Source organism: Arthrobacter sp. S2(2024) (assembly GCF_036662515.1).
In the GTDB taxonomy this organism is placed as follows: domain Bacteria; phylum Actinomycetota; class Actinomycetes; order Actinomycetales; family Micrococcaceae; genus Arthrobacter.
Genome location: NZ_JAYKZI010000015.1, coordinates 1 through 21,198, shown reverse-complemented (window position 1 = coordinate 21,198; position 21,198 = coordinate 1). Strand labels below are relative to the sequence as shown.

Genomic DNA, 21,198 nt, shown 5'->3' with positions numbered 1-21,198 from the left:
TCGGGATGTAGCGCAGCTTGGTAGCGCGCTTCGTTCGGGACGAAGAGGTCGCAGGTTCAAATCCTGTCATCCCGACCAATTGGTAGAAGACCTTCCACTCGGAAGGTCTTCTACTTTATTTAACGAGCTTTTCGGCAGCCAGGGAAAACCCGGAAACATTCCCCTGACCGGTTTTCTCGCTCGCCCCTGAGGTTTAGAGACAAGTGTTGTTAACAACCCGACACAAAGACTCGGGGCATATCACGGTCCACGCGGATCTTCGAGCAAAAGAAATCCCCGGTGTGTCGATTTCAGACTACCGGGGACTTCTTCACTTCATTTGAATTATCCAGCGGCCACCGGGATCCCGGGTGCCGCCGTCGAGCCTCAGCTACACAGGATCGGGCCAGTTACCGATTGCCTGCGACACCCTCATCGGATCGGGCCAGTTACCAATAGCCTGCGAGACCACACCCATCGGATCGGGCCAGTTGCCGATAGCCTGCGACACCCTCATCGGATCAGGCCAGTTACCAATGCTGAGCACCGTGCTGACGGTGTCTGCCACAGGGGCTGCGGAAACGACGGCTGGCGCCGCGGCGGAGAATGCAAGAGCGCCGGCCAAGGCCACTGCTGCAGCAATCTTCTTCAACATAATTTTTCCTCAATGCGAGTCGGATTCGTTACGGAAATTTCGCGGTCCCTGTTGACATTCATTGTAAAATGTTTTCCACAGCGACTGTCAAGCTTTAGGCGTAAAGACAGCGCAAAGACAAGCCTCTAGGAGGAACCTGTGGGGAACGGATTCGGAGAAAAGCTCCGTGCCGAACGGCTCGAACGTGGGCTGACCCAGGCTGAATTGGGCAGGGATCTTTACTCACCCAGCTACATTTCACTTCTTGAAACCGGCCGGCGGGAGCCCACGGCCGAAGTCATTGAAGAACTCGCCCGCCGTCTGGAGCTGGCACCGAAAGCCTTGGAAGCCTGGAGCCAACCCGTATCCGTCAGTGACGCCGAATACGTGCTCGCAGGGCTGTACGCCAGGCAAGCGTGGGACCTCAGGGACTACCCGCTTGCCGCAAGCCACGCATCAACCGCCGCCCAGATCGCGCTCGAGGCAAAGAACACCAGCGCCTGGTGGAACATGACCTACATGCAGGCCGAATGCCTCATGAAGCAGGGCCAGTTGAAGGAGTGCCAGCAGATCATCCAGCATCTCCTGGAGCATCCCATGGCTACCGAATCTGCGGGCCTGGGCGTCCGCGCCCGCCAGATGCTTGCCGCCGTCTGCCACGGACAAGGGCAGCTGTCCACCGCCGTCGAGCACGCCAAGGAAGCCGTGAGGCTTTCCGAGCAGCTGCCCAAAGGCTCAACCCTGATCATCGGGGCGCACCGCGCTCTGATCGGTGCATTGGCCGAGAGTGGCAGGTTGGACGAGGCCTGGACGTATTGCCAGGCCATGAACAACCAGATGGACGATCATTCGATGTCGCAGCTCGCAGGCGAAGTGGCCTGGGTGGTGGGAAACGTGGCTTTCATGCGCCACGACTACGTTGAAGGCATCAAGCATCACGAGCGCGCCGCCAAGCTGCTCTCCCCCGCCAACGACATTGAGCTGTGGGCCCGTTTCAACAAGGCGTCGGCGGCTGTCCGGCTCTCCTCGGGAATCGTGGAGCCGGAGACGCTCTCGGCCATCGAACGCGCTGAACTCGCCCTGTCGATTGTGGGCGGAAACAAGACGGACCAGTTGGAAGTTGCCTTTATCCGCGCCCGCTGGCTCTACCTGACGGGCGACATCCCGGCAGCCATCACCAAGTTGCGCGAAATCCACGCGGACCGCGATGTCCTCGCCCGGCACACCGCAGGCGAAGTCGCGTTCCTCCTCGGCAAGGCCCTCAAGGCAGCCGGTGAAAACACGGACGCACTGGTCCATCTCGAAGAGGCCCAACGCGATTTCACCGCCGCGGGTGCAGCCGACCGCGTCCAGCAGGCCATGGACTCCGTACTCGAGATCCGGCTGGCGGAACGGCGGGCGGCGTCGGGCCATGCCGGCGGCGCGCAGTCTTCCCGCGCAAGCTAGCGGCGCGGCGTAAGAGCCGTACGGTCGAACCCAACTGGCTCGCAGTTGTTGTCGTTTAGCGGCCGCTAAACGACAACAACTGCGAGTCAGACGAAAGTCCGGCCGGTCAGCTTCTCGTAGGCCTCCACATAGCGGGCACGAGTCTTCTCGACGACGTCGGCCGGCAGCGCGGGCGGCGGGGTGTCACTCGAGCGGTCCCAGCCCGATTCCGCAGAGGTCAGCCAGTCACGCACAAACTGCTTGTCGAACGATGGCTGAGCCTTGCCCGGCGCGTACGTCGCAGCGTCCCAGAAGCGTGAGGAATCCGGAGTCAGGACCTCATCGCCCAGGGTGATGACACCCGTATTGACGTCGATGCCGAACTCAACCTTCGTGTCGGCCAGGATGATGCCGCGGCCCCGGGCGATCTCTTCCGCACGGGTGTAGATCTTCAACGTGAGTTCGCTCAGGCGTGCGGCGATATCGTCGCCCACCATCGCGACGACGTCGTCGTATGTGATGTTCTCGTCGTGTTCGCCGACTTCAGCCTTGGCAGAAGGCGTGAAGATCGCGTGCCCCAGGCGCGAGCCGTCAACCAGGCCTGCGGGCAAGGGGATGTCGCAGACGGTGCCCGATTGGCGGTACTCGGCCAGGCCGGAACCCGTGAGATACCCGCGGGCGATGCATTCCACGGGGAACATCTCCAGCCGCTTGCAGATCATCGCGCGGCCCTCAACTTCCGCGGGCACACCCTCGGCGGCTGTGGACGCAAGGACGTGGTGCTCCACCCCAAGCTGCTCGAACCACCACAAACTTAGCTGCGTGAGGACCCGGCCCTTGTCCGGGATCTCGCTGCTCAAGACGTGGTCGTAGGCGCTGATGCGGTCGCTGGCCACCACCAGGACGCGGTCCTGGCCCGACTCGGCCCCGCTGAAATCATCCGCAGGAACGTAGAGGTCACGGACTTTGCCCGAATAGAAGTGCTTCCACCCCGGCAGGTCGAGGGTTTCGGTCTGCAGGCCGTTTGCGTTGCTTTCGGGCATGATTCAGGCCTTCACATTCGGGATGGAGCCGGTGGCCGGGGAGACCACGTGGATCTCGCCGCGGGCTGCCTTGCCGGCGATATCGGTACGGAACTGTCCGCCGTCGAGCTGGACCAGCTCCACGCCGTCGTAAGCCCGCTCGCGGGCCTCCACGAGGTCCGTTCCCAGCGCGACAACAGCCAGTACGCGGCCGCCGGCGGAGACAATCCGGCCTTCTTCGTCCAGTTTGGTACCGGCGTGGATGACGTGGACGCCTTCCAGCGCGTCCACCTTGTTCAAGCCGCGGATGCGGTCTCCCGTGCGGGGGGTGTCCGGGTAGTTTTCGGCGGCGACGACGACGGCGACGGCCGACTCCTTCGACCAGCGCAGCTCTTCGGCCTGGTCCAGTTCGCCCTTGGCGGCTGCCAACAGGAGTGCGCCGAGCGGGGTCTTGAGCCGCGCCAGGACCGCTTGCGTTTCAGGATCGCCGAAGCGGACGTTGAATTCGATGACGCGCGTCCCGCGGGAAGTCAGTGCCAGGCCGCAGTAAAGGACGCCGACGAACGGAGTACCGCGGCTGGCCATCTCGTCCACGGTGGGCTGCGCAACGCGGTCGATGACTTCCTGGACCAGGCCAACAGGTGCCCAGTCGAGGGGGGTGTAGGCGCCCATGCCGCCGGTGTTGGGACCTTCGTCATTGTCGAAAATCCGTTTGAAGTCCTGTGCCGGGGACAGCGGCACGGTGGTGCGGCCGTCGCAGAGCACGAACAGGGAGACTTCGGGTCCGTCCAGGAACTCCTCGATCACCACGGTTCCGCCAGCGTCGAAACAAGCCTGCGCGTGGGCGAGAGCTTCCTCGCGGTCATTGGTGACCACGACGCCCTTGCCGGCGGCCAGTCCGTCATCCTTGACCACATGCGGAGCGCCGAAAGTGTCCAGCGCGTCAGCAGCCTCTGCGGCGTTTGTTGCCACGCGGGCCATGGCGGTGGGCACGCCGGCCTCGGCCATGACTTCCTTGGCGAACGCTTTGGAGGCTTCGAGCTGCGCCGCGGCCTTGCTGGGGCCGAAGACCGGAATGCCGGTTTCGCGGACGGCGTCGGATACGCCCGCCGCGAGTGGGGCTTCGGGGCCGACCACAACCAGGTCAACCGCAAGCTTTGTCGCAAGCGCTGCGACGGCGCCGGGGTTGTTCCCGTCGATCGCGTACGTGGGGACCAGCTTGGCGATGCCTGCGTTTCCCGGAGCCGCGTGGACCTCGGAAACGTTGGGATCCTTGAGCAAGGAGCGGACAATTGCGTGTTCGCGGCCGCCGGGGCCAATGACGAGTACCTTCACAGTCTTCAAGGGTACTTTGTGCGGGGGCAGGACTCCTAAGCTGTCTCCACCATTGGACGTGCCCACCTTTGACAATGAGTCAGAAGGGAGCATGTCCAACCCATCTCGGGGGCCTCCGGCTACGAACAACCTGCATGAAGAAGCTCAGGAACTGGCTCAGGGGACCCGCCGCATTGGCTGCACTGGCCGGGGTGGCCGCTGCCGCCGTCGTACTTTCCGTTGCGGAACTGATCGGCGCCTTCTTTACGGCCCGGGCTACTCCTGTCATCGCGCTGGGGTCAACCTTCATCGACTTCACGCCGCCGTGGATGAAGGACTTTGCCGTCACCACGTTCGGCACCAATGACAAAGCCGCGCTGTTTGTGGGAATGGGCCTGACCATCTTCGCGCTGGCTTGCGTGCTGGGTATCGTGGCCTTCCGCAATTGGGCGCTCGGCGTGTTGGGCGTGCTCGGCATGGGTGCGGTGATTGTGGCTGCCGTGGTGACCCGGGCCGGCGTGAAGCCCGCGGATTCCATTCCAAGCCTGATCGGCACCGTGGCTGGACTCATTGTCCTTCGGTTCTTGGTGGCCCGGCTTTGGCGGCTGAAGTCCTTCCCGGACGCCCCTGCCGACACCGCTGCCAAAGGAATCGAACGTCCCGCCACGACGCGCCGGACGTTCTTCGCCGCTACCGGTGTCACCGTTGCCGCAGCAGCCATCGCAGCCGGCGGCGGCAGGTTCCTGAGTGCCGCTCGCAGCAATGTGGCCAAGGCGCGGGATTCTTTGAAGCTCCCTGCTCCCGCAAGGGCTGCTGCCCCCGTTCCCGCGGGCGTCCAGTCCCCGACGCCGGGAGTCACCCCCTGGCTCACCCCGTCCAGGGACTTCTACAGGATCGACACCGCCTTGAGTGTGCCGGAGATCAATGCCCAGGAGTGGGAGCTGCGGATCCACGGGCTGGTGGAACAAGAGGTGCGGCTGACCTTTCAAGACCTGCTCGACGCCCAACTGATCGAAACCCACGTGTCGCTCACGTGCGTGTCCAATCCCGTGGGCGGAAACCTGGCCGGCAACGCCAAGTGGTTGGGCATGCCCATCCGTGACGCGCTGAAACAAGCCCGGCCCAAACCCGGAGCGGACATGGTCCTCTCCACCTCGATCGACGGCTTCAGCGCCTCCACTCCGCTGGAGGTGCTTCAGGACGGCAGGGATGCCATCCTGGCCATCGGCATGAACGGCGAACCCCTCCCGCTGGAACACGGCTACCCCGTGCGCATGGTGGTTCCCGGTCTTTATGGTTTCGTCTCGGCCACCAAATGGGTGGTGGACCTGGAAGTGACCCGATTCGCGGACAGCAAGGCCTATTGGACTACCCGGGGCTGGTCCGAGCGGGGTCCCATCAAGACCATGGCCCGGCTGGAAGTTCCCAAGTCCTTCGCCAAAGTCCTGGCTGGCAAAGTTGCCTTGGGTGGTACCGCCTGGGCCCAGACCCGCGGCATCAAGAAGGTGGAGGTCCAGATAGACAACGGTCCTTGGTCCGAAGCCACCCTTGCCGCGGAGGCATCTGTTGTCACGTGGAGGCAGTGGTCCTTCACGTGGGACGCCACTCCGGGACCCCACTACATCAAGGTCCGTGCCACGGATGGAACGGGCGAACTGCAGACCGAAAAGCGGGCGGATCCCGTGCCTGACGGCGCCTCGGGATGGCAGTCCGTTATGGTGACCGTGGAGTAGCCGGGGAAGACCGTTCCTTCACCCTAGACTTGCATCATGCCCTTGAGTTCGCATGAAACCTTTAGCGTTGAGTCCGCCGTCGAACTGGCAGTGATCGAACGCAGCGGCTTCATCGAATCGCGCCATATCGGTTCCGCAGTGGTGCTTTCCGGTGACGGATCCGTGGTGACCCAGCTCGGCGACATCAGCACGCCTATCTATGCCCGCTCCGCGCTCAAGCCTTTCCAAGCCCTGGCGTCGATGCAGTCGGGGGTTCCGCTCCGCGGCGCCCAGGTGGCTTTGGCCTGCGCCAGCCATGTGGGCTCGCTGGATCACATGGACGTGGTGGAAGGCATGCTCAAAGCGGCAGGCGTCCGTGAAGAACAACTGCAGTGCCCGTCGGTATGGCCACAGGACGAAGTCGCGCGCAACTGGTTGATCCGTTCCGAGCACGGCAAGTCCAGGTTGGCTTCCAATTGTTCAGGCAAGCACGCGGCTTTCCTCTGGGCCTGCACCGAGAACGGCTGGGACACGCACAGTTACCTGGAGCCCAACCATCCCTTGCAGCACCGTGTGCGGACCGTTATCGAGGAATACAGCGGCGAGAAAATCGCCCACCTCGGCATCGATGGCTGCGGGGCACCGGTGGCCGCGCTCTCCCTGACCGGGCTGGCACGGGCCTACTCGCGCCTGGCCCAAGCCCCGCGGGACCAGAGCTCCAACGCCCGCGCGGCAACCATCGCCACGTCCATGTTGGACTACCCGTGGGCAGTGCAGGGCCGCGGCGAGGCGAACACTATCGTCATGGACGAACTCGAAGTGCTTGCCAAGGGCGGTGCGGAAGGTGTCCTGGTCCTGGCAACCCCCACAGGTGCCTCTGTCGCAGTGAAGATCCTGGACGGGAATCCCCGCGCGGCCACCCTGGTTGGACTCACGCTTCTCGCGGTTGCCGGCGCCGTCGACATTCCAGGCGTCTCAAGCGTCCTCGAAAAGGTCGTTGAGCCCGTCCTCGGCGGTGGCCACTCTGTGGGCAGGATCCGCCTGGGCCACGCCGTTTCGGCGCTTCTGGACTGATTGGAACTGCGAACAATGGCAATTGCACGACGCCGGATCGGCCTCGAGGAAGGCCGCGCGGCACTGGCCGCATGGCAGGCCGCCGTCGGGCAGGGCACTGCCGGACCAGAAACGGGTCCGGGGACGCCGCCGTCGCGCACAGTGCTGGCCACTGCGGTGCGTTACTCGCTGGAAGAACTCACCGCACGAGCCCCGGGCAACTCCGTGGAAGTCAGGGTGCCGCCGTTCGGTGTGACCCAGTGCGTGGAGGGCCCCCGGCACACGCGTGGCACCCCACCGAATGTCATAGAGTGCGACGCCGCCACCTGGCTCGCGATGGTCACCGGCCGCTTGGCGTGGTCCGCCGCCGTCGACGCCGGCCGGGTAGCCGCGTCGGGCCTGCGCGCCGATTTGTCGGAGCTGCTGCCGCTTTTCGCAAGTTCTTAAGTAACTGATCGCCCCACGGCGGGGCCGTGGGGCGATCAACTGGAATGGTGCGTGGTGCCTAGTCCGGACTGACCGAGGGGCTCCGGTGTTGGCCCGGTTTGATCATTTCGAACTGCGGTATCGAGTCGGGGTTCGGGCCGCCCCGGAACTTCGGCGAAGGCTCGCGTCCTTCGCTGAGGCGCTCGATTTCCTGTTCTTCGAAGACGTCTTCGGCTCCGAGCATGATGGCGGAATCCTCGTTGGTGATTTCACCGTTGAAGGCGCGGACCATGACCGAACGGTCGAACTGGCCCTCCCATTTCGCTACGACGAACGTAGCCACACAGTTGCCAAGCAGGTTGACGACGACGCGCATGGAGTCCATGAGCCGGTCGGCACCCAGGAGCAGCGCGACGCCGGCGACCGGGAAGATGCCCAGTGCGGCGGCTGTGGCCGAGAGTGCCAGGAAGGACGAACCGGGTACGCCGGCCATGCCCTTGGACGTCAGGAGCAGGACACCCAGGGCCGCCAACTGCTGGCCGAGGTCAAGGTGGTGGCCGAAGGCCTGGGCCAGGAACAACAGCGAGATCGAAAGGTAGATCGCGGCGCCGTCGAGGTTGAAGGAGTAGCCCGTGGGAACAACCAGGCCGGTGGTGGCCCGGGAGCAACCGGCGTTGGTCAGCTTGGTCATGATCCGGGGCATGACCGCCTCGGTGGATGCCGTGCCCAGCGCGAGGAGGAATTCCTCACGCGTGTACTTCAGGAACTGCCACAGGGGCACCCGGGCGAAGCTCCAGGCGACGAGGAACAGCAGGCCGATGAAGACGATGGCCGCCCCGTAACAGGAGGCGATGAGGAGCGCATAGGTCCCGAGGGTATCGAGTCCGTACTGGCCGATGATGAACGCCATGGCGCCGAAGGCACCGATGGGCGCCACTTTCATGATCCAGGACATGATCTTGAAGATCAGTTCCAGGACGGTTTCCATGAGGCTGATGACCGGGAGGCACCGCTCGCGGCCGATGACGACGATTGCCGCGCCGAAGAACACCGAGAAGAAGAGGACCTGGAGCAGGCTGTTGCTGGCGAACGCGCCGATCACAGACGTGGGAATGATGTCCAGGAGGAAGGAAGCCGCATCCTTGGGCGGCGCAGTCCCGGTCTTTGCGTTGAGCGCATCCTGGGAGAGAGTGCTGGGATCGATGTGGAGTCCGGCTCCGGGCTGGACGAGGTTTCCCACGATCAGGCCGAAGACCAGGGCAAAAAGCGTGGCGCCGGTGAAGTACAGGAGTGCCTTGACCCCGACCCTTCCGACCGCCTTGACGTCGCCCACTGCCGAGATACCCGTGACGATCACGAGGAAGATCAGCGGAGCGATGATCATCTTGATGAGTTGAATGAAACCATCGCCCAGTGGCCGAAGGGCGGACCCGATGTTCGGCCAGAAATGGCCGATGAGTACACCTGCGACGACGGCGATCAGAATTTGGAAGAAGAGCGACTTGTACAGTGGCTTCTTCTTCCGCGGAGCCGAACTCGCCTTCAGCGCCGCAGAGTCTGGGATCTTCATTGATCTGAACCAATCAGTTTGGGAACAGCCCCTGATTTGGGGGGTTGTTTTCAAATGTAATCCCGATCACTTCATTCCACAAGGGGAAATTCAAATTTCACAATGTGGAATCTGAGAATCAGCGCTGCACCTCCTCGCCCGCCTTGTCCGTGAAGATCCTGAACCCACGAAGTGGGTCGAAGCCGTGGACTTCCCGCGTATCGAGAGCCTCCATGAACTCCAGCGCCTGGCTGGTGATGACTTGGCCCGGGACAAGGATGGGGAAGCCCGGAGGGTAAGGCGTGACGAATCCGGCCGAAACAACTTCCTCGCCTTCCGCGACCCTGGCCTTGAGGTCTCCCGCGGACAGGTAGGTGGTTGATCCATCCTTGTAGCTCTCGAAATAGGCGGCACGGATGTCCCCATCAGGACTGAGCGGATCGCGCCGGTAGCGGTCCGCGAAGCTGCTGAAATCTGGCAACGGCGGAGTGGTTCCCGTGAGGGCCGCGGCGAGACCTTCGTCTGCCGTTTTCCGCGCCGGCCGTTCCTCTTCGAAGGACTCTGCCAGCTTGACGAGGACTTCGATCAGGTAGGCGACAGCGCTGCGGGAAGTGCCGATGTTGGTCATGAACAGCACGGTGTTACGTGACGTCTTGTTGACTTGGATGCCGTGCTTGTCGGCGAGGTACCGGTGCCGGAAAGTATCGCCGTCGATCCCTGTCCGGCTGATGTCCAGCGTGAGGCGGCTGGGGTCGACGACGAACTCGTCGTGCAGCCAGGCGTCCGCCAGTGCCGCCAGCCCATCCCGGAGCGGCATGGCACTGCCGGTTTCCCGATAGGGCGCCGCAATGAGGTCCCTCGACGTGAGGACCCGAAAGTATTTCTTCAGTAGGGGGTGGCGGGCCACTGCCTGGGCAACGATGGTTGCCAGATCCGCCTGTTTCTGCACCAGGCCGAACCCCTCAAGCTCCACCTGGCGGCGGCCGATGTCGAGCGAAGCAAGGATCTGGTAATTGGGCGACGTGGAGGTATGGGTCATATATGCTTCGCGAAATGACTCTTGGTTATGCTCGCTGAAGTCTTGGTCGAAGACATGGATCATGGATCCCTGCCGTAGCGAGGTGAGGGTCTTGTGGGTGGACTGCGTGGCGTAGACGCGCAGCCGCGCTTTCGCTGGATCCGGAATAAGCCGGGTCTTCAGCCAGAGTTCATCGTCGGCGGGCGCACCCGTCACTCGATCGTGGAGAGATGCCGCTTGTTCGGCGTGCCTGGCGGCATAGCCGGGATCACTGAATGAGGCCTCAAGCTTCCTCGCCGCGGCCATGGCCGTCCTGCGCCGAAAGACGGGGTGGGACCGGGCGAAGGCGAACCAGGCCTCGTCCCAAAGGAAGACGAGGTCCGGTTTGATGGCCAGGCATTCTTCCATCACGCGTTCTACGTCATAGACGATGCCGTCGAAGGTGCAGTTGGTCAAAGTGATCATCTTGACTTCATCCAAGCGCCCGGCACGTCGGTAGGCCAGCAACCGGGCCTTGATCGTGGCCAAGGGCACGGCACCGTAGAAGGCGAACTTGTCCAGCGGGTAGGCGTCCAAGTAGGAAACCCGGGCTCCCGCGAGGACGAAAGCGTAGTGATGGGATTTGTGGCAGTTGCGGTCGACGAGGACCACATCCCCTGGAGCAAGGATGGACTGATGGACGATCTTGTTGGCGGTGGATGTTCCATTGGTGACGAAGAAGGTTTTCTGGGAACCGAAAGCCCGCGCCGCCAAGTCTTGGGCCTCCTTGATCGATCCGTGCGGATCCAACAGCGAATCGAGGCCTCCCGACGTCGCGGACGTCTCGGCCAAGAGGAGGTTCATGCCGTAGAAATCGGCCATGTCGCGGATCCAGGGCGAATTGCCCACCGAGCCACCGCGGGAGATCGGCAAGGCGTGGAAGACGCTGGCCGGCCGCCGGCTGTATTCCTGCAGTGCGGTGAAAAACGGAGTCCGGTACCGCTCGGCAACACCCGACAACAGCGACAGGTGCAGGTCGAGATTGTCCTGCCTGCGGAAAATCCTCCGGAACCGCTTCGTCAGTGAGCCCGCGAGGCTCTCCATGGCCACACCGGCTACCAGGTACACGTCCAGTTCGGGGCGCAACTCGGAGATCTGCTCGGCAAGGCTGAGGAACCTGCCCAGCGGTGGCATGCCGGCAAGGTCAGTGCCCACGAGGCCGGCAAGGTATTTCCTCAGGTCGCGGCCAAGCGGCTGGCTGCTGGCGATGCTGAATCCCGGGCGGAGAATGCACGCTTGGATGGCTGGGTTCAGGACCAAGGCAACCAGCGCATCCTCGTAGCTGGGAACCACGATGAGTTCATAGGTGAAGGCATCGGACGGCCTCCGCTGGGCCAGCAATTCCGCTTTCAGCGCTTCGGCTTCTTGTTCAGTCATGTCGTCGACAAACAGGACATCGAACCGGGGACGCTCCCTCGCCGGCCGCCGCTCCCGGCCGTCTTCCGGGACACCCGAAATAGAGCGCTCCGCCCCGGACTGCCCTGGTTCTTGGCCGACCCGGTCCGGGCTGACCGGTCCCGGGCTGGCTGGACGCGGACCTACTGGTCCCGGACCGGCGGAAGGCATCAGGTGCGCCATTCCGCGGATCATGCCCAATCCGGCGTCGTAATCGCCCGAATCCATGCAGTTTAGTAACGGCGCCAACGCGGCGAGCCCCGGCGCCGCCCAATACAGTTCCATGGCCTGAAGAAGGCGCAGCGCCTGGACGGCTTGATCCTGCAGTCCGGAGAGCGACTGCATTCCCTGTCCTCCCTTTGCCAGCTGCTTGAACGCGTACCCGAGAAACTCCCACGCGTCAGCGCGCGAACGCCACGCGCTGCTGGGCGTCTGGATGTCCTGCCTTGGAGGTTGGCTGTTCACGTGGCTTCGCTTGCTCGGAGTGGTTTCCGGCGTCAGGGTGGCGCTGTTGTTTCGGGGCGTGATGCCGGGCAAAGTGGTTCCGCTTTCCATCAATTCGTTGTGCATCAGGAGCGTTGGCCGCCCTGGGAGAAGGAACCGGCGACGACGGGAAGGTCGCCAGTGTGGCCGCGCCGGGCCTCGGCTGCCTCCAGGATGCGTTTGCGGCAAGCGAACCAGCCGGCAATGAGGAGGGGTATCAGGAGCAGAAGGGAAGCGAGGACCCAGCGCCCCGTCTCCGAGAAGCCCATCGTGACAAGAACGAAGGCGAGGAAGGCGAGCGTGAGGTATGAAGTGAAGGGGGCTCCGAAGAGCCGGAATGACGGACGAACGGCCTTGCCGAGCCTGACCCAGGCCTGAAGCTTGATGTGGCACAGGATGATGGTTGCCCAGCCGCCGATGATCCCGATCGCAGAGACCTCGAGAACGATCTCGAACACTTGCGACGGCACGAGGGCATTCAGGCCGACGCCAAGCAGAGTGATCACGGCTGTCAGCAGGATGCCGCCATAAGGCACCCCCGATTTGCTCATCCTGGCGGTGAACTGTGGCGCGGAGCCATTGACCGCCATCGACCTCAAGATCCGGCCCGTGGAATAGAGGCCGGCGTTGAGGCTCGACAATGCCGCTGTCAGGACAACGAAGTTCATCACCGATGCCGAAACGGCCGCGGCATGGGGATCTCCGAGATGGGAAAAGAAGGTGACGAAGGGCGATTCGCCGGATTTGTACGCCGTGAACGGCAAGAGCAGGGAGAGCAGCACCACAGAACCGACATAGAAGAGCGCAATCCGGAAGACGACCGTGTTGACGGCCTTCGGCATCACCCTTTCCGGATTGGCAGTTTCGCCTGCAGCCGTACCAACAAGTTCAATCGCGGCATACGCGAACACGACGCCGCTGATCGCCAGCAAGGGCGCTACGGCACCGGTCGGGAAAGCTCCGCCGTGGTCCAGGATCACGCCCAGCCCTGGAACGCCGATGTCGGTCTTCCCACCAAAGACGATGAAGCAGACCCCGACGACGAGGAAGGCTACCAGCGCGGCCACCTTGATCAGCGCGAACCAGAATTCCATCTCGCCGAAGATCTTCACCGAGACGAGGTTCAGGGCCAGCACAATGACAAGGGCGCAAAGGGCGATAAGCCATTGCGGGATCGTTTGCAGCGGCTCCCAGAATTGTCCCCAGAACTTGACGTAAAGCGCCACGGCCGTGACATCGACAATCGACGTCATGGCCCAGTTGAGGAAGTACAGCCAGCCGGCCGCATAGGCCATCTTCTCGCCATAGAACTCCCTGGCATAGGACACGAACGAACCCGAGGATGGCCTGTGGAGAACCAGTTCGCCGAGGGCGCGCAGAATCAGGAACGCAAAGAACCCGCAAAGGGCGTAGACGAAGATCAAGGCTGGGCCGGAACCGTTCAATCGGCCACCTGCCCCCATGAAGAGGCCCGTTCCGATCGCTCCCCCGATGGCTATCATTTGGATCTGCCGTGGTTTGAGCGTCTTGTGGTACCCGGCCTCCTCGCTCGAAAAGTCCTGCGCCGAGGTTGAACGGTCGCCAAGAAGCTCCCGGTTGTTTTCCAGCGAATCAGCGCGATCAAGCCCGGCAATCCGAGCCCCGGCGATCGGGCTCGGCGCAGGCGAGTTCAGTGTGCGTTTCATTCCAGGGGTCTCCTTTGACTCCGGTTCCGCGGGTGCGGCTGCATGCTCCAGAACTTGTCCCCCGGCTTGAGTGTTGGATCACAGCTGCACTGCTGGATCGTCAGCGGGGGAACGGAAAACAACTCTAGGTTCCGGCGGAAGGGAAGGAACTGTCTGGCCAGCTAAATTCGCCGGATCTCCGTTGTGCGCGAATAACAACTCCGTTCCGCCTGAGTGCGAGTAATGTTCATGGCTGTGAGCGCGGCTAAGCCGCTTAGAGGAAGTGAATACGGGTGGCACCCCTTGAATCTGCCGAGCATGTCATTGGCGCCATGCTCAGCGACATACTTGAAGACATCGGCGTCGACAACGGGCAGCTGCTGGTTCCTCCCGGAATGGACAATGGCACGGTTCGTGAAACCGTGATCGTGGACGCCGAGGACGAGGCGGCCGTCCAACGCGGGAGCTTGGTCTTGCTGATCGGAGTCCGGGGTCGCGCGGCATTGCCGAGCATCCGGAAGCTGATTCCGGACTACCCCGCCGCCGTCGCGGTCAAAGGGAGCGAGGAGGAACTGGACGCCGTCCGGGAAATGCTGCTTCCCACCGGAATCGGCCTGATTGCCGTGTCCCCCGCAATGAGCTGGGGCACGCTGGAGAGTATCGCCAAGGACCGCATCCAAGAGCCAGCACTTTCCACGGACGCGTCCACGATCATCCACCGGGATCTTTTTGCCATCGCCCAGACCACCGCCACCCTGACCAACGGCCACGTCGTCATTGAGGATCCCGCAAACCGCGTCCTGGCGTATTCACCGGCCTCCAACGACGTCGATGAACTCCGCAGGCTCTCCATCCTGGCCCGACGTGGACCCGAACGCTACCAAAAACTGTTGAAAGAGTCCGGGGTCTATAAGCACCTGCAAGCGGCCGAAGCTCCCATCCACATGGAAGCCAACCCGACGGAAGGCCTACGGGAACGGGTGGCCATCGGGATCCACGCGGGCAACAGGATCCTGGGGTACATCTGGCTTCAAGAAGGGAAGGAACCCCTCGCTCCCAACACGGACAAGCTCATGGTCGGAGCTGCACGGCACGCGGCGATAGAACTGGTCCGGCACCGCAACGAACAGTCCCAGGCACTGCGGCGCGACAGGATCTCCAGCCTGCTCAGCGGCACTCCGCAGATCCACTCCCAGGCACAGTCCGCGGGCATCGATCCATCCAAGCCGGCGGCCCTCGTCCTGATTTCCGCCAAAGGCGACGACGAGTCCGCGGCGGGCCTGCAACTGCGGCGCGGCGAGTTGGCGAATGTGGCTTCGATCCATGCGGCGGCCTACCGACCAGGTGCTGTGGTGGGAGCCATCGGCCTGGAAATAGCCATGATTCTTCCCGATCTTGACCCAGTGAAGTCCCCGCCGGCCATCAACCGCCTCATCAACCTCATTGTCCGGGATGCAAGGGTCCACCTGCACTGCCAGGTGCAGGCTGCCGTCGGACCCGTCGTCGAACGCCTCGACGCATTGCATGGCACCCTGGAGCATGTCCGCAGTGTACTGAAAGTCCTGGAAAGCACACCCTCAATCCATGTGGCGTCCTACGCCGACGTGGAAACAACTGTTTTGACGAAGGAACTGCTGGAGCTTCTGGCGTCAAGGACCGACCTTCGGCACCAGGGCATCACCCTGTTGTGCAAGCGATACCCCGAGTTCGCCACAACGCTGTTGACCTACCTTGAATTCTTCGGCGATGTGAACCGGTGCGCAGAGGAACTGGCCGTCCACCGGAATACGGTGCATTACCGCCTGAGGCGTGCGTGCGAAGTGGCGGGCATCGACCTCCAGTCCGCAGAGCAACGGCTGCTCGCACATCTTCAGCTCAGGCTGTGGACCCACTCCGAAGGACGGAACTGAGTAGCATGGACCTCCAGAATCTCCTTGACGACATTGTCGGCACGGTCCGGCCCTTGCTCGGCCAAGGAGCACCTGCCGACTACATCCCGAGCCTGGCCGCGGTGGATGCCAAGCAATTCGGCATTTCCATGGCAACCGCCAACGGCGACGTGTTCTCCTCCGGAGACGCCGACGTGCCCTTCTCCATCCAAAGCATTTCGAAGGTCTACGCCCTCGCCCTCGTGCTCGCTGGCGATGGCGACCGGATCTGGAAGCGCGTGTTCAGGGAGCCTTCAGGCAATCCATTCAATTCCTTGGTGCAGCTGGAACATGAGGACGGAATTCCGCGGAATCCGTTCATCAACGCCGGCGCCCTTGTTGTCACGGACAGGCTGCTCAGCATCGCGGGCAGCTCGCCATCTCCCGTCCGGGAATTGCTCCGCCAAGAAAGCGGTAACGACTCCGTCGATACGGACCCCGAAGTGGCAGCGTCGGAGGCAGCCAACAGCCACCGCAATGCCTCGCTGGCACACTTCCTGGCCAGCTACGGGAACCTGGAAAACCCCGTGGAATCGGTCCTCGAGGCTTACATCAGCCAGTGCGCCCTGGAAATGAGCTGCACCGACTTGGCCCTGGCGAGCAGGTTCCTGGCCAACAACGGGCTGCTCGGGAACGGCACACCGCTGCTGTCCCCGTCCCAGACCAAGAGAATCAACGCCGTGATGCTCACGTGCGGCACCTACGACGCCGCCGGCGAATTCGCCTACCGCGTAGGACTCCCTGGAAAGAGCGGAGTGGGTGGCGGCATTGTGGCAGTGGTACCCAACAAATGCACCATCTGCGTCTGGAGCCCCGGCCTGGGACGATCCGGGAATTCACTCGCGGGCGTTGCCGCCCTCGACGAGTTCACCACCCGCACGGGCTGGTCGATTTTCTAGCCGCGGCCCACGAACGGCATCCCCGCGGCAGTCACCACCACGGAACCGACATTGGCCGACGCCGGCATGTTCGCCATCATGAGCACCGCGCGGGCAGCGTCCTCCACGGGAAACATCGGCTCCACGCGCCTGCTTCCATCGGCCTGGAGTGCCCCCGAGCCCACGCCGATGGTGTCCATGATCTCGGTGCGTGTGTTGCCGATATCGATCTGGCCGCACGTAATGCCATACGGACGCCCGTCCAGCTCGATGCTCTTGGTCAGGCCGCTCATGGCGTGCTTGCTCACGGTGTACGCGACGGACAATGGCCGCGGCGAATGGGCTGAGATGGAACCGTTGTTGATGATGCGTCCGCCTTGCGGCTCCTGCGCCTTCATCGTCCGGACGGCCTCCGCTGCGCACAGCATGGATCCGGTGACATTCACGGACAACGTGGCATTCCAATCGGCCACGCTGATCTCGTCCACACCCCCGGAAGGGCCGAAGGTGCCGGCGTTATTGAACAGGACATCAACCCTCCCCCAGCGCCGGCGGGTCGCCTCGAAAAGGCGCGCGACGTCGTCGGGCACTGTCACATCGCACGGCACCGCAAGCGCCTCGGGGTGGCCGTTGGCAGTCTCGAGAAGCTGCGCTTCCCGCCGGCCGGCGAGGGCAACGCTGTAGCCCTCCGCCAACAGAAGCCGGGCAACTGCCCGCCCGATCCCGGAGCCGGCTCCGGTGACGACGGCCACCCGGGGCCGGGTGGGGATGGTTTCGCTCACGCGGTTCTCCTGTTTGTCGGGCTAGTGCGCGGCGGGAGCATCCGCCGTCGTCGTGTCCGTTGTGGTCAGGGGCCAGCCTATGACGGTCTTGGGGCGCGGTGTGGCGTAGGTCCGGACCTTGGACGTGGACAGTCCCAGGCGGACGAGCGATTCGGCGATGGTCACGGCTGCGGCCACACCGTCCACCACCGGAACGCCGCAGCGTTGGCGGATCTGTTCGTCGAGTCCTGCCATGCCGCCGCAGCCGAGGACGATGACCTCGGCCTTGTCGTCACGCACGGCTCGTTCGGCCTGTTCCACGATGGCCTCGACTGCGCGTTCCGGGTACTCCTCGAGTTCCAGCACTGCCATGCCGCTCGCGCGGACGGATGCACAGCGGTCGTCGAGGCCGGCGAGCTTGAGGCGGTCTTCGATGAGCGGGACCGCGCGGTCCAACGTGGTAACCACAGAGTATTTGTGCCCGAGGAACATCGCGGTGCTGGCCGCGGCCTCGGTGATGTCGACCACCGGAACGTCGAGGAGCTCCTGGAGTCCTTCGCGTCCGTGCTCGCCGTAGCCGGCCTGGATGACGGCGTCGAACGGTTCGGGGTAGTTGACCACGCGGTCCATCACGGCGATCGCCGCGAGGTAGCTTTCAAAGTTCCCCTCGCACGAATCGGCGCCGAACCGCGGGGTGATGCCGATGATCTCGGTGCCGGGAGCCGCGACGCTTCGCGCCTGGGCTGCGATGGAGTCGGTCATGGATTGGGTGGTGTTGACGTTTGCGACGAGGATGCGCATGTGTTCCTCCTGGATAGCCCAACTAACTCGCAGTTGTTGTCGTTTTGACGGGCGAAAACGACAACAACTGCGAGTGAGTTGAATATTAGTGGTTGCTGACGACGGCGATCGGCTCGCCGGAGACGTCGGTGTGCTGCTGCTTCTTGTCCGCGAACAAGTAGTAGCACAACGCCCCGATGCCTGCGCCGAAGAACCAGGCGAACGGTGCCGCGGCCTCCAGTGCGGGAACGAACGCGATAAGGATAGCGACGACGGCGGCCGGAACCATGGCGGCGATCGCCCTGGGGTTGACGCCTCGCTTGTAGAAGTAGGTGCCCGAAGGGTGGTCCGTGTAGAGGTCGAGGACATTGACCCTGCCGCGGCGCAGGAGCCAGTAGTCGGCCATGACGACGCCGAACAGCGGGCCGAGCAGCGCGCCGAGTCCGCCCAGGAAGTACACGATCACGAGGGGGTTGTTGTAGAGGTTCCACGGCAGGATGATCAGGCCGATGGTACCGCTGACCCAGGCTGCCTTGCGGAAGTTCAGGTGCTTGGGGAAGAGGTTGGTCAGGGCGTAGACGGGTGCCACGAAGTTCGCCATCAAGTTGACCGCGATGGTCAGGATCAGCAAAGCGAGGCAAGCCAGGACCAGGAAGAGCGTGTTGGGGATGCTCTGCACGATGTCCGAGGGGCTTTCAATGATCTTGCCGTTGATCTTGTACTGGCCGCCGGCCATGATCACCACGATTGCGCCGAAGAGGAGCATGTTGATGGGGATGCCCCAGAAGTTGCCACGGACAATCGACTTCTTGGACACCGAGGAGCGGGTGAAGTCACAGAAGTTCAAGACGAACGTGCCGTAGATGGAGACCCAGAGCGCGCCGCCGGCAAAGATCGTGCGCCACATCTCGCCGCCTTCGAGGCCCTTGATGCCGGACCACTGGATGGCACCCCCGGCCTCCACGAAGACCCAGATGGCAATGGCCAGCATGGTGGCGAGAATGATGGGGCCTGCGAAGGCCTCGTACTTTCGGATCATTTCCATGCCGAAGCTGACAATGACCAACTGGACAATCCAGAGCGATACGAAAGCGATCCAACCAAGGGTGGACAGGCCGAGGATCGAGTTGGCGTCCATCTCCTTGAGCCCGGGGAACATGGCGACAAGCATGACGCGGAGCACCACGGAGGCAAGGTACGTCTGGATTCCGAACCAGGCGATGGCCACGGCCCCGCGGACGAGGCTTGCCAGCTGGGCGCCCCGGATACCGAAGCTGATCCGGCTCATGACCGGGAAGGGAACACCGGTCTTCTGGCCCATGAAACCGGAGAAGGTCAAGAGGGTGAACAGCAAGACGGCGCCGATGCCCAGGGCCACGAGGATTTGCCACCCGCCCAGGCCAAGGGAAAAGAGGCCGATCGCAAAAGCGTAGTTGCCAAGGCTGTGGACGTCGTTGGCCCAGAGGGTGAAGATGCTGTAGCTGGTCCAGCGCCTACCCTCCTTCTTGGTAGGGGCGAGGTCGAGGTTGTAGAGGGTGGGGCTGATGTCTCGGCCCGCTGCGACGGACGCTACATCGCACAGGGTTTCATTTCCTACTGACGGATGGACCGAACTGCCTGGCAGGATGGTCTGCTCCGGAGCCGTTGTGACGCCGACTGGGGGAGTCGATTGCATCGTGGATCTCCACTTCTTTGTGGTGCTGCAACTAGGCTTCCGAGACGCTGTGAGAGGAGTTGAAGTTTTTCGCATCGTGGAATCTAGTTATTGAATAGTGAAATAACTGTATGAGCTAGGTCACCTTTGGTCAAGGGCCAAGCTCCCGACGGCGGTCACAAACGGCAGCGTGGGCACCGCGGGACCCCATGGGCGCTAGTCTCCGCGGGACGAGATTGACGCTTGACGAACGCATGGCTAATCTCGAATTACAGAATTATATTCTCACAATACGAAATTTCTATGCACGGTTCAGCGCGCACCACAGTGCAAGCGCCCAGACATTCAATGAAGAGAGGTTGGACGTGGCTGCAGGAGAAGAGACCTCACACATCCTTAGCGGGTTGACTTCCCAGCTGCCTGATCGTGATCCGGAAGAGACTGCCGAGTGGGTTGAGTCTTTGGATGCGTTGATCAGGGAGCAGGGCACGGAGCGGGCGCAGTCCAGCATGCGCAGCCTGCTTCAGCGGGCGGGGTCCCAGTCGGTGGGGGTGCCGATGGTGACCACCACCGATTACGTGAACACGATCCCGGCGGACCAGGAAGCGGAGTTCCCGGGCAACGAGGAATTCGAGCGCCGGTACCGGGCGTACATGCGCTGGAACGCGGCCGTGATGGTGCACCGGGCGCAGCGGGCGGACATCGGGGTGGGCGGGCACATTTCCACCTATGCCGGGGCCGCGACCCTGTACGAGGTCGGCTTCAACCATTTCTTCCGCGGCAAGGACCACCCCTCGGGCGGGGACCAGGTCTTCTTCCAGGGCCACGCGTCCCCGGGCATGTACGCCAGGGCGTTCATGGAAGGCCGGCTCTCGGAGGAGGACCTGGACGGGTTCCGGCAGGAAAAGTCCAAGCAGGGCCACGCCCTTTCCTCCTACCCGCACCCGCGCCTGATGCCCGCGTTCTGGGAATTCCCGACCGTGTCCATGGGCATCGGCCCGATGAACGCGATCTACCAGGCCCAGTCCAACCGCTACCTGCACGACCGCGGCCTCAAGGACACCAGTGACCAGCAGGTCTGGGCGTTCCTGGGCGACGGGGAAATGGACGAGCCCGAGTCCCGCGGCCTGCTCCAGCTCGCCGCGAACGAGAACCTGGACAACCTGAACTTCGTGATCAACTGCAACCTCCAGCGCCTGGACGGACCGGTCCGGGGCAACGGGAAGATCATGCAGGAACTGGAGGCGTTCTTCCGCGGCGCGGGCTGGAACGTCATCAAGGTCGTCTGGGGCCGGGAATGGGACGAGCTGCTGGCCCGCGACACCGACGGGTCCCTGGTGAAAATCATGAACGAAACCGTCGACGGCGACTACCAGACCTACAAGGCCGAATCCGGCGGGTTCGTCCGCGAACACTTCTTCGGGAAAACCCCGGCCACCAAGGACATGGTCGCGGACCTGGACGACAACCAGATCTGGAACCTC

Annotated in this window: 15 protein-coding genes, 1 tRNA gene and 1 pseudogene; 8 read left to right on the top strand and 9 right to left on the bottom strand. The window is 63.2% G+C overall.

From position 1 onward, the window contains the following. The first annotated feature begins 1 nt into the window (after position 1). Positions 2 to 78: transfer RNA gene (locus VLA65_RS19400), tRNA-Pro, on the top strand. A gap of 292 nt (positions 79 to 370) precedes the next feature. On the opposite strand, the gene VLA65_RS19395 is transcribed toward VLA65_RS19400, so the two are convergent. Further along, complete coding sequence (locus tag VLA65_RS19395) at positions 371 to 634, bottom strand: hypothetical protein (protein WP_059389476.1); 264 nt, start codon at positions 632 to 634, stop codon at positions 371 to 373. A gap of 138 nt (positions 635 to 772) precedes the next feature. On the opposite strand from VLA65_RS19395, the gene VLA65_RS19390 reads away from it, so the two are divergent. Beyond that, positions 773 to 2,059 (top strand): helix-turn-helix domain-containing protein, encoded by a 1,287-nt coding sequence (locus VLA65_RS19390; protein WP_284990331.1) that lies wholly within the window; start codon positions 773 to 775, stop codon positions 2,057 to 2,059. 86 nt (positions 2,060 to 2,145) lie between these two features. Here the strand turns inward: VLA65_RS19390 and VLA65_RS19385 are convergent, their stop codons facing one another. Then, on the bottom strand, positions 2,146 to 3,081 hold the full coding sequence (locus tag VLA65_RS19385) for a phosphoribosylaminoimidazolesuccinocarboxamide synthase (protein WP_332603440.1): 936 nt from the start codon (positions 3,079 to 3,081) through the stop codon (positions 2,146 to 2,148). Positions 3,082 to 3,084: 3 nt separating this feature from the next. Continuing rightward, positions 3,085 to 4,395 carry a phosphoribosylamine--glycine ligase gene (gene purD, locus VLA65_RS19380; protein ID WP_306959347.1) on the bottom strand — a complete coding sequence of 437 codons (1,311 nt, stop codon included), beginning with the start codon at positions 4,393 to 4,395 and terminating at the stop codon, positions 3,085 to 3,087. A 134-nt stretch (positions 4,396 to 4,529) separates the two neighbouring features. Between purD and VLA65_RS19375 the strand changes: the two genes are divergently transcribed. From VLA65_RS19375 to VLA65_RS19365, 3 genes are read left to right on the top strand one after another with little or no spacing between them, the layout of a single operon-like run. Then, complete coding sequence (locus VLA65_RS19375; protein ID WP_332603439.1) at positions 4,530 to 6,107, top strand: molybdopterin-dependent oxidoreductase; 1,578 nt, start codon at positions 4,530 to 4,532, stop codon at positions 6,105 to 6,107. A gap of 36 nt (positions 6,108 to 6,143) precedes the next feature. Then, on the top strand, positions 6,144 to 7,160 hold the full coding sequence (locus tag VLA65_RS19370) for an asparaginase (protein WP_059389475.1): 1,017 nt from the start codon (positions 6,144 to 6,146) through the stop codon (positions 7,158 to 7,160). 15 nt (positions 7,161 to 7,175) lie between these two features. Continuing rightward, positions 7,176 to 7,586, top strand: coding sequence for a sterol carrier family protein (locus VLA65_RS19365; protein WP_284990327.1), 411 nt, complete (start codon positions 7,176 to 7,178; stop codon positions 7,584 to 7,586). Positions 7,587 to 7,644: 58 nt separating this feature from the next. On the opposite strand, the gene VLA65_RS19360 is transcribed toward VLA65_RS19365, so the two are convergent. From VLA65_RS19360 to VLA65_RS19350, 3 genes are all read right to left on the bottom strand, one after another. Then, positions 7,645 to 9,135: a cation:dicarboxylate symporter family transporter gene (locus tag VLA65_RS19360; protein ID WP_332603438.1), complete on the bottom strand. Its 1,491-nt coding sequence runs from the start codon at positions 9,133 to 9,135 to the stop codon at positions 7,645 to 7,647. A 118-nt stretch (positions 9,136 to 9,253) separates the two neighbouring features. Then, entirely contained in the window at positions 9,254 to 12,121 is a 2,868-nt protein-coding gene (locus tag VLA65_RS19355) for an aminotransferase class I/II-fold pyridoxal phosphate-dependent enzyme (RefSeq protein WP_332603437.1), read from the bottom strand. Positions 12,122 to 12,135: 14 nt separating this feature from the next. Next, on the bottom strand, positions 12,136 to 13,734 hold the full coding sequence (locus VLA65_RS19350; RefSeq protein ID WP_332603436.1) for an amino acid permease: 1,599 nt from the start codon (positions 13,732 to 13,734) through the stop codon (positions 12,136 to 12,138). Positions 13,735 to 14,006: 272 nt separating this feature from the next. Between VLA65_RS19350 and VLA65_RS19345 the strand changes: the two genes are divergently transcribed. Both VLA65_RS19345 and VLA65_RS19340 read left to right on the top strand, forming a co-directional pair. Beyond that, positions 14,007 to 15,623 (top strand): PucR family transcriptional regulator, encoded by a 1,617-nt coding sequence (locus tag VLA65_RS19345; protein WP_332603435.1) that lies wholly within the window; start codon positions 14,007 to 14,009, stop codon positions 15,621 to 15,623. Positions 15,624 to 15,628: 5 nt separating this feature from the next. Continuing rightward, positions 15,629 to 16,540, top strand: a complete 912-nt coding sequence (locus tag VLA65_RS19340) for a glutaminase (protein WP_332603434.1) — start codon at positions 15,629 to 15,631, stop codon at positions 16,538 to 16,540. Here the strand turns inward: VLA65_RS19340 and VLA65_RS19335 are convergent. From VLA65_RS19335 to VLA65_RS19325, 3 genes are all read right to left on the bottom strand, one after another. Continuing rightward, positions 16,537 to 17,301 (bottom strand): SDR family oxidoreductase, encoded by a 765-nt coding sequence (locus tag VLA65_RS19335; RefSeq protein WP_332603433.1) that lies wholly within the window; start codon positions 17,299 to 17,301, stop codon positions 16,537 to 16,539. The two genes, VLA65_RS19340 and VLA65_RS19335, sit on opposite strands and share 4 nt — an antisense overlap. A gap of 21 nt (positions 17,302 to 17,322) precedes the next feature. Continuing rightward, a complete protein-coding gene (locus VLA65_RS19330) occupies positions 17,323 to 18,081 on the bottom strand; it encodes an aspartate/glutamate racemase family protein (protein WP_284990320.1) in 759 nt (252 codons plus the stop codon). 85 nt (positions 18,082 to 18,166) lie between these two features. After that, positions 18,167 to 19,735 (bottom strand): NCS1 family nucleobase:cation symporter-1, encoded by a 1,569-nt coding sequence (locus tag VLA65_RS19325; RefSeq protein WP_306959305.1) that lies wholly within the window; start codon positions 19,733 to 19,735, stop codon positions 18,167 to 18,169. A gap of 344 nt (positions 19,736 to 20,079) precedes the next feature. Here VLA65_RS19325 and VLA65_RS19320 point away from each other — a divergent pair. After that, a pseudogene (locus VLA65_RS19320) lies at positions 20,080 to 21,198 on the top strand (pyruvate dehydrogenase (acetyl-transferring), homodimeric type); the annotation flags it as partial.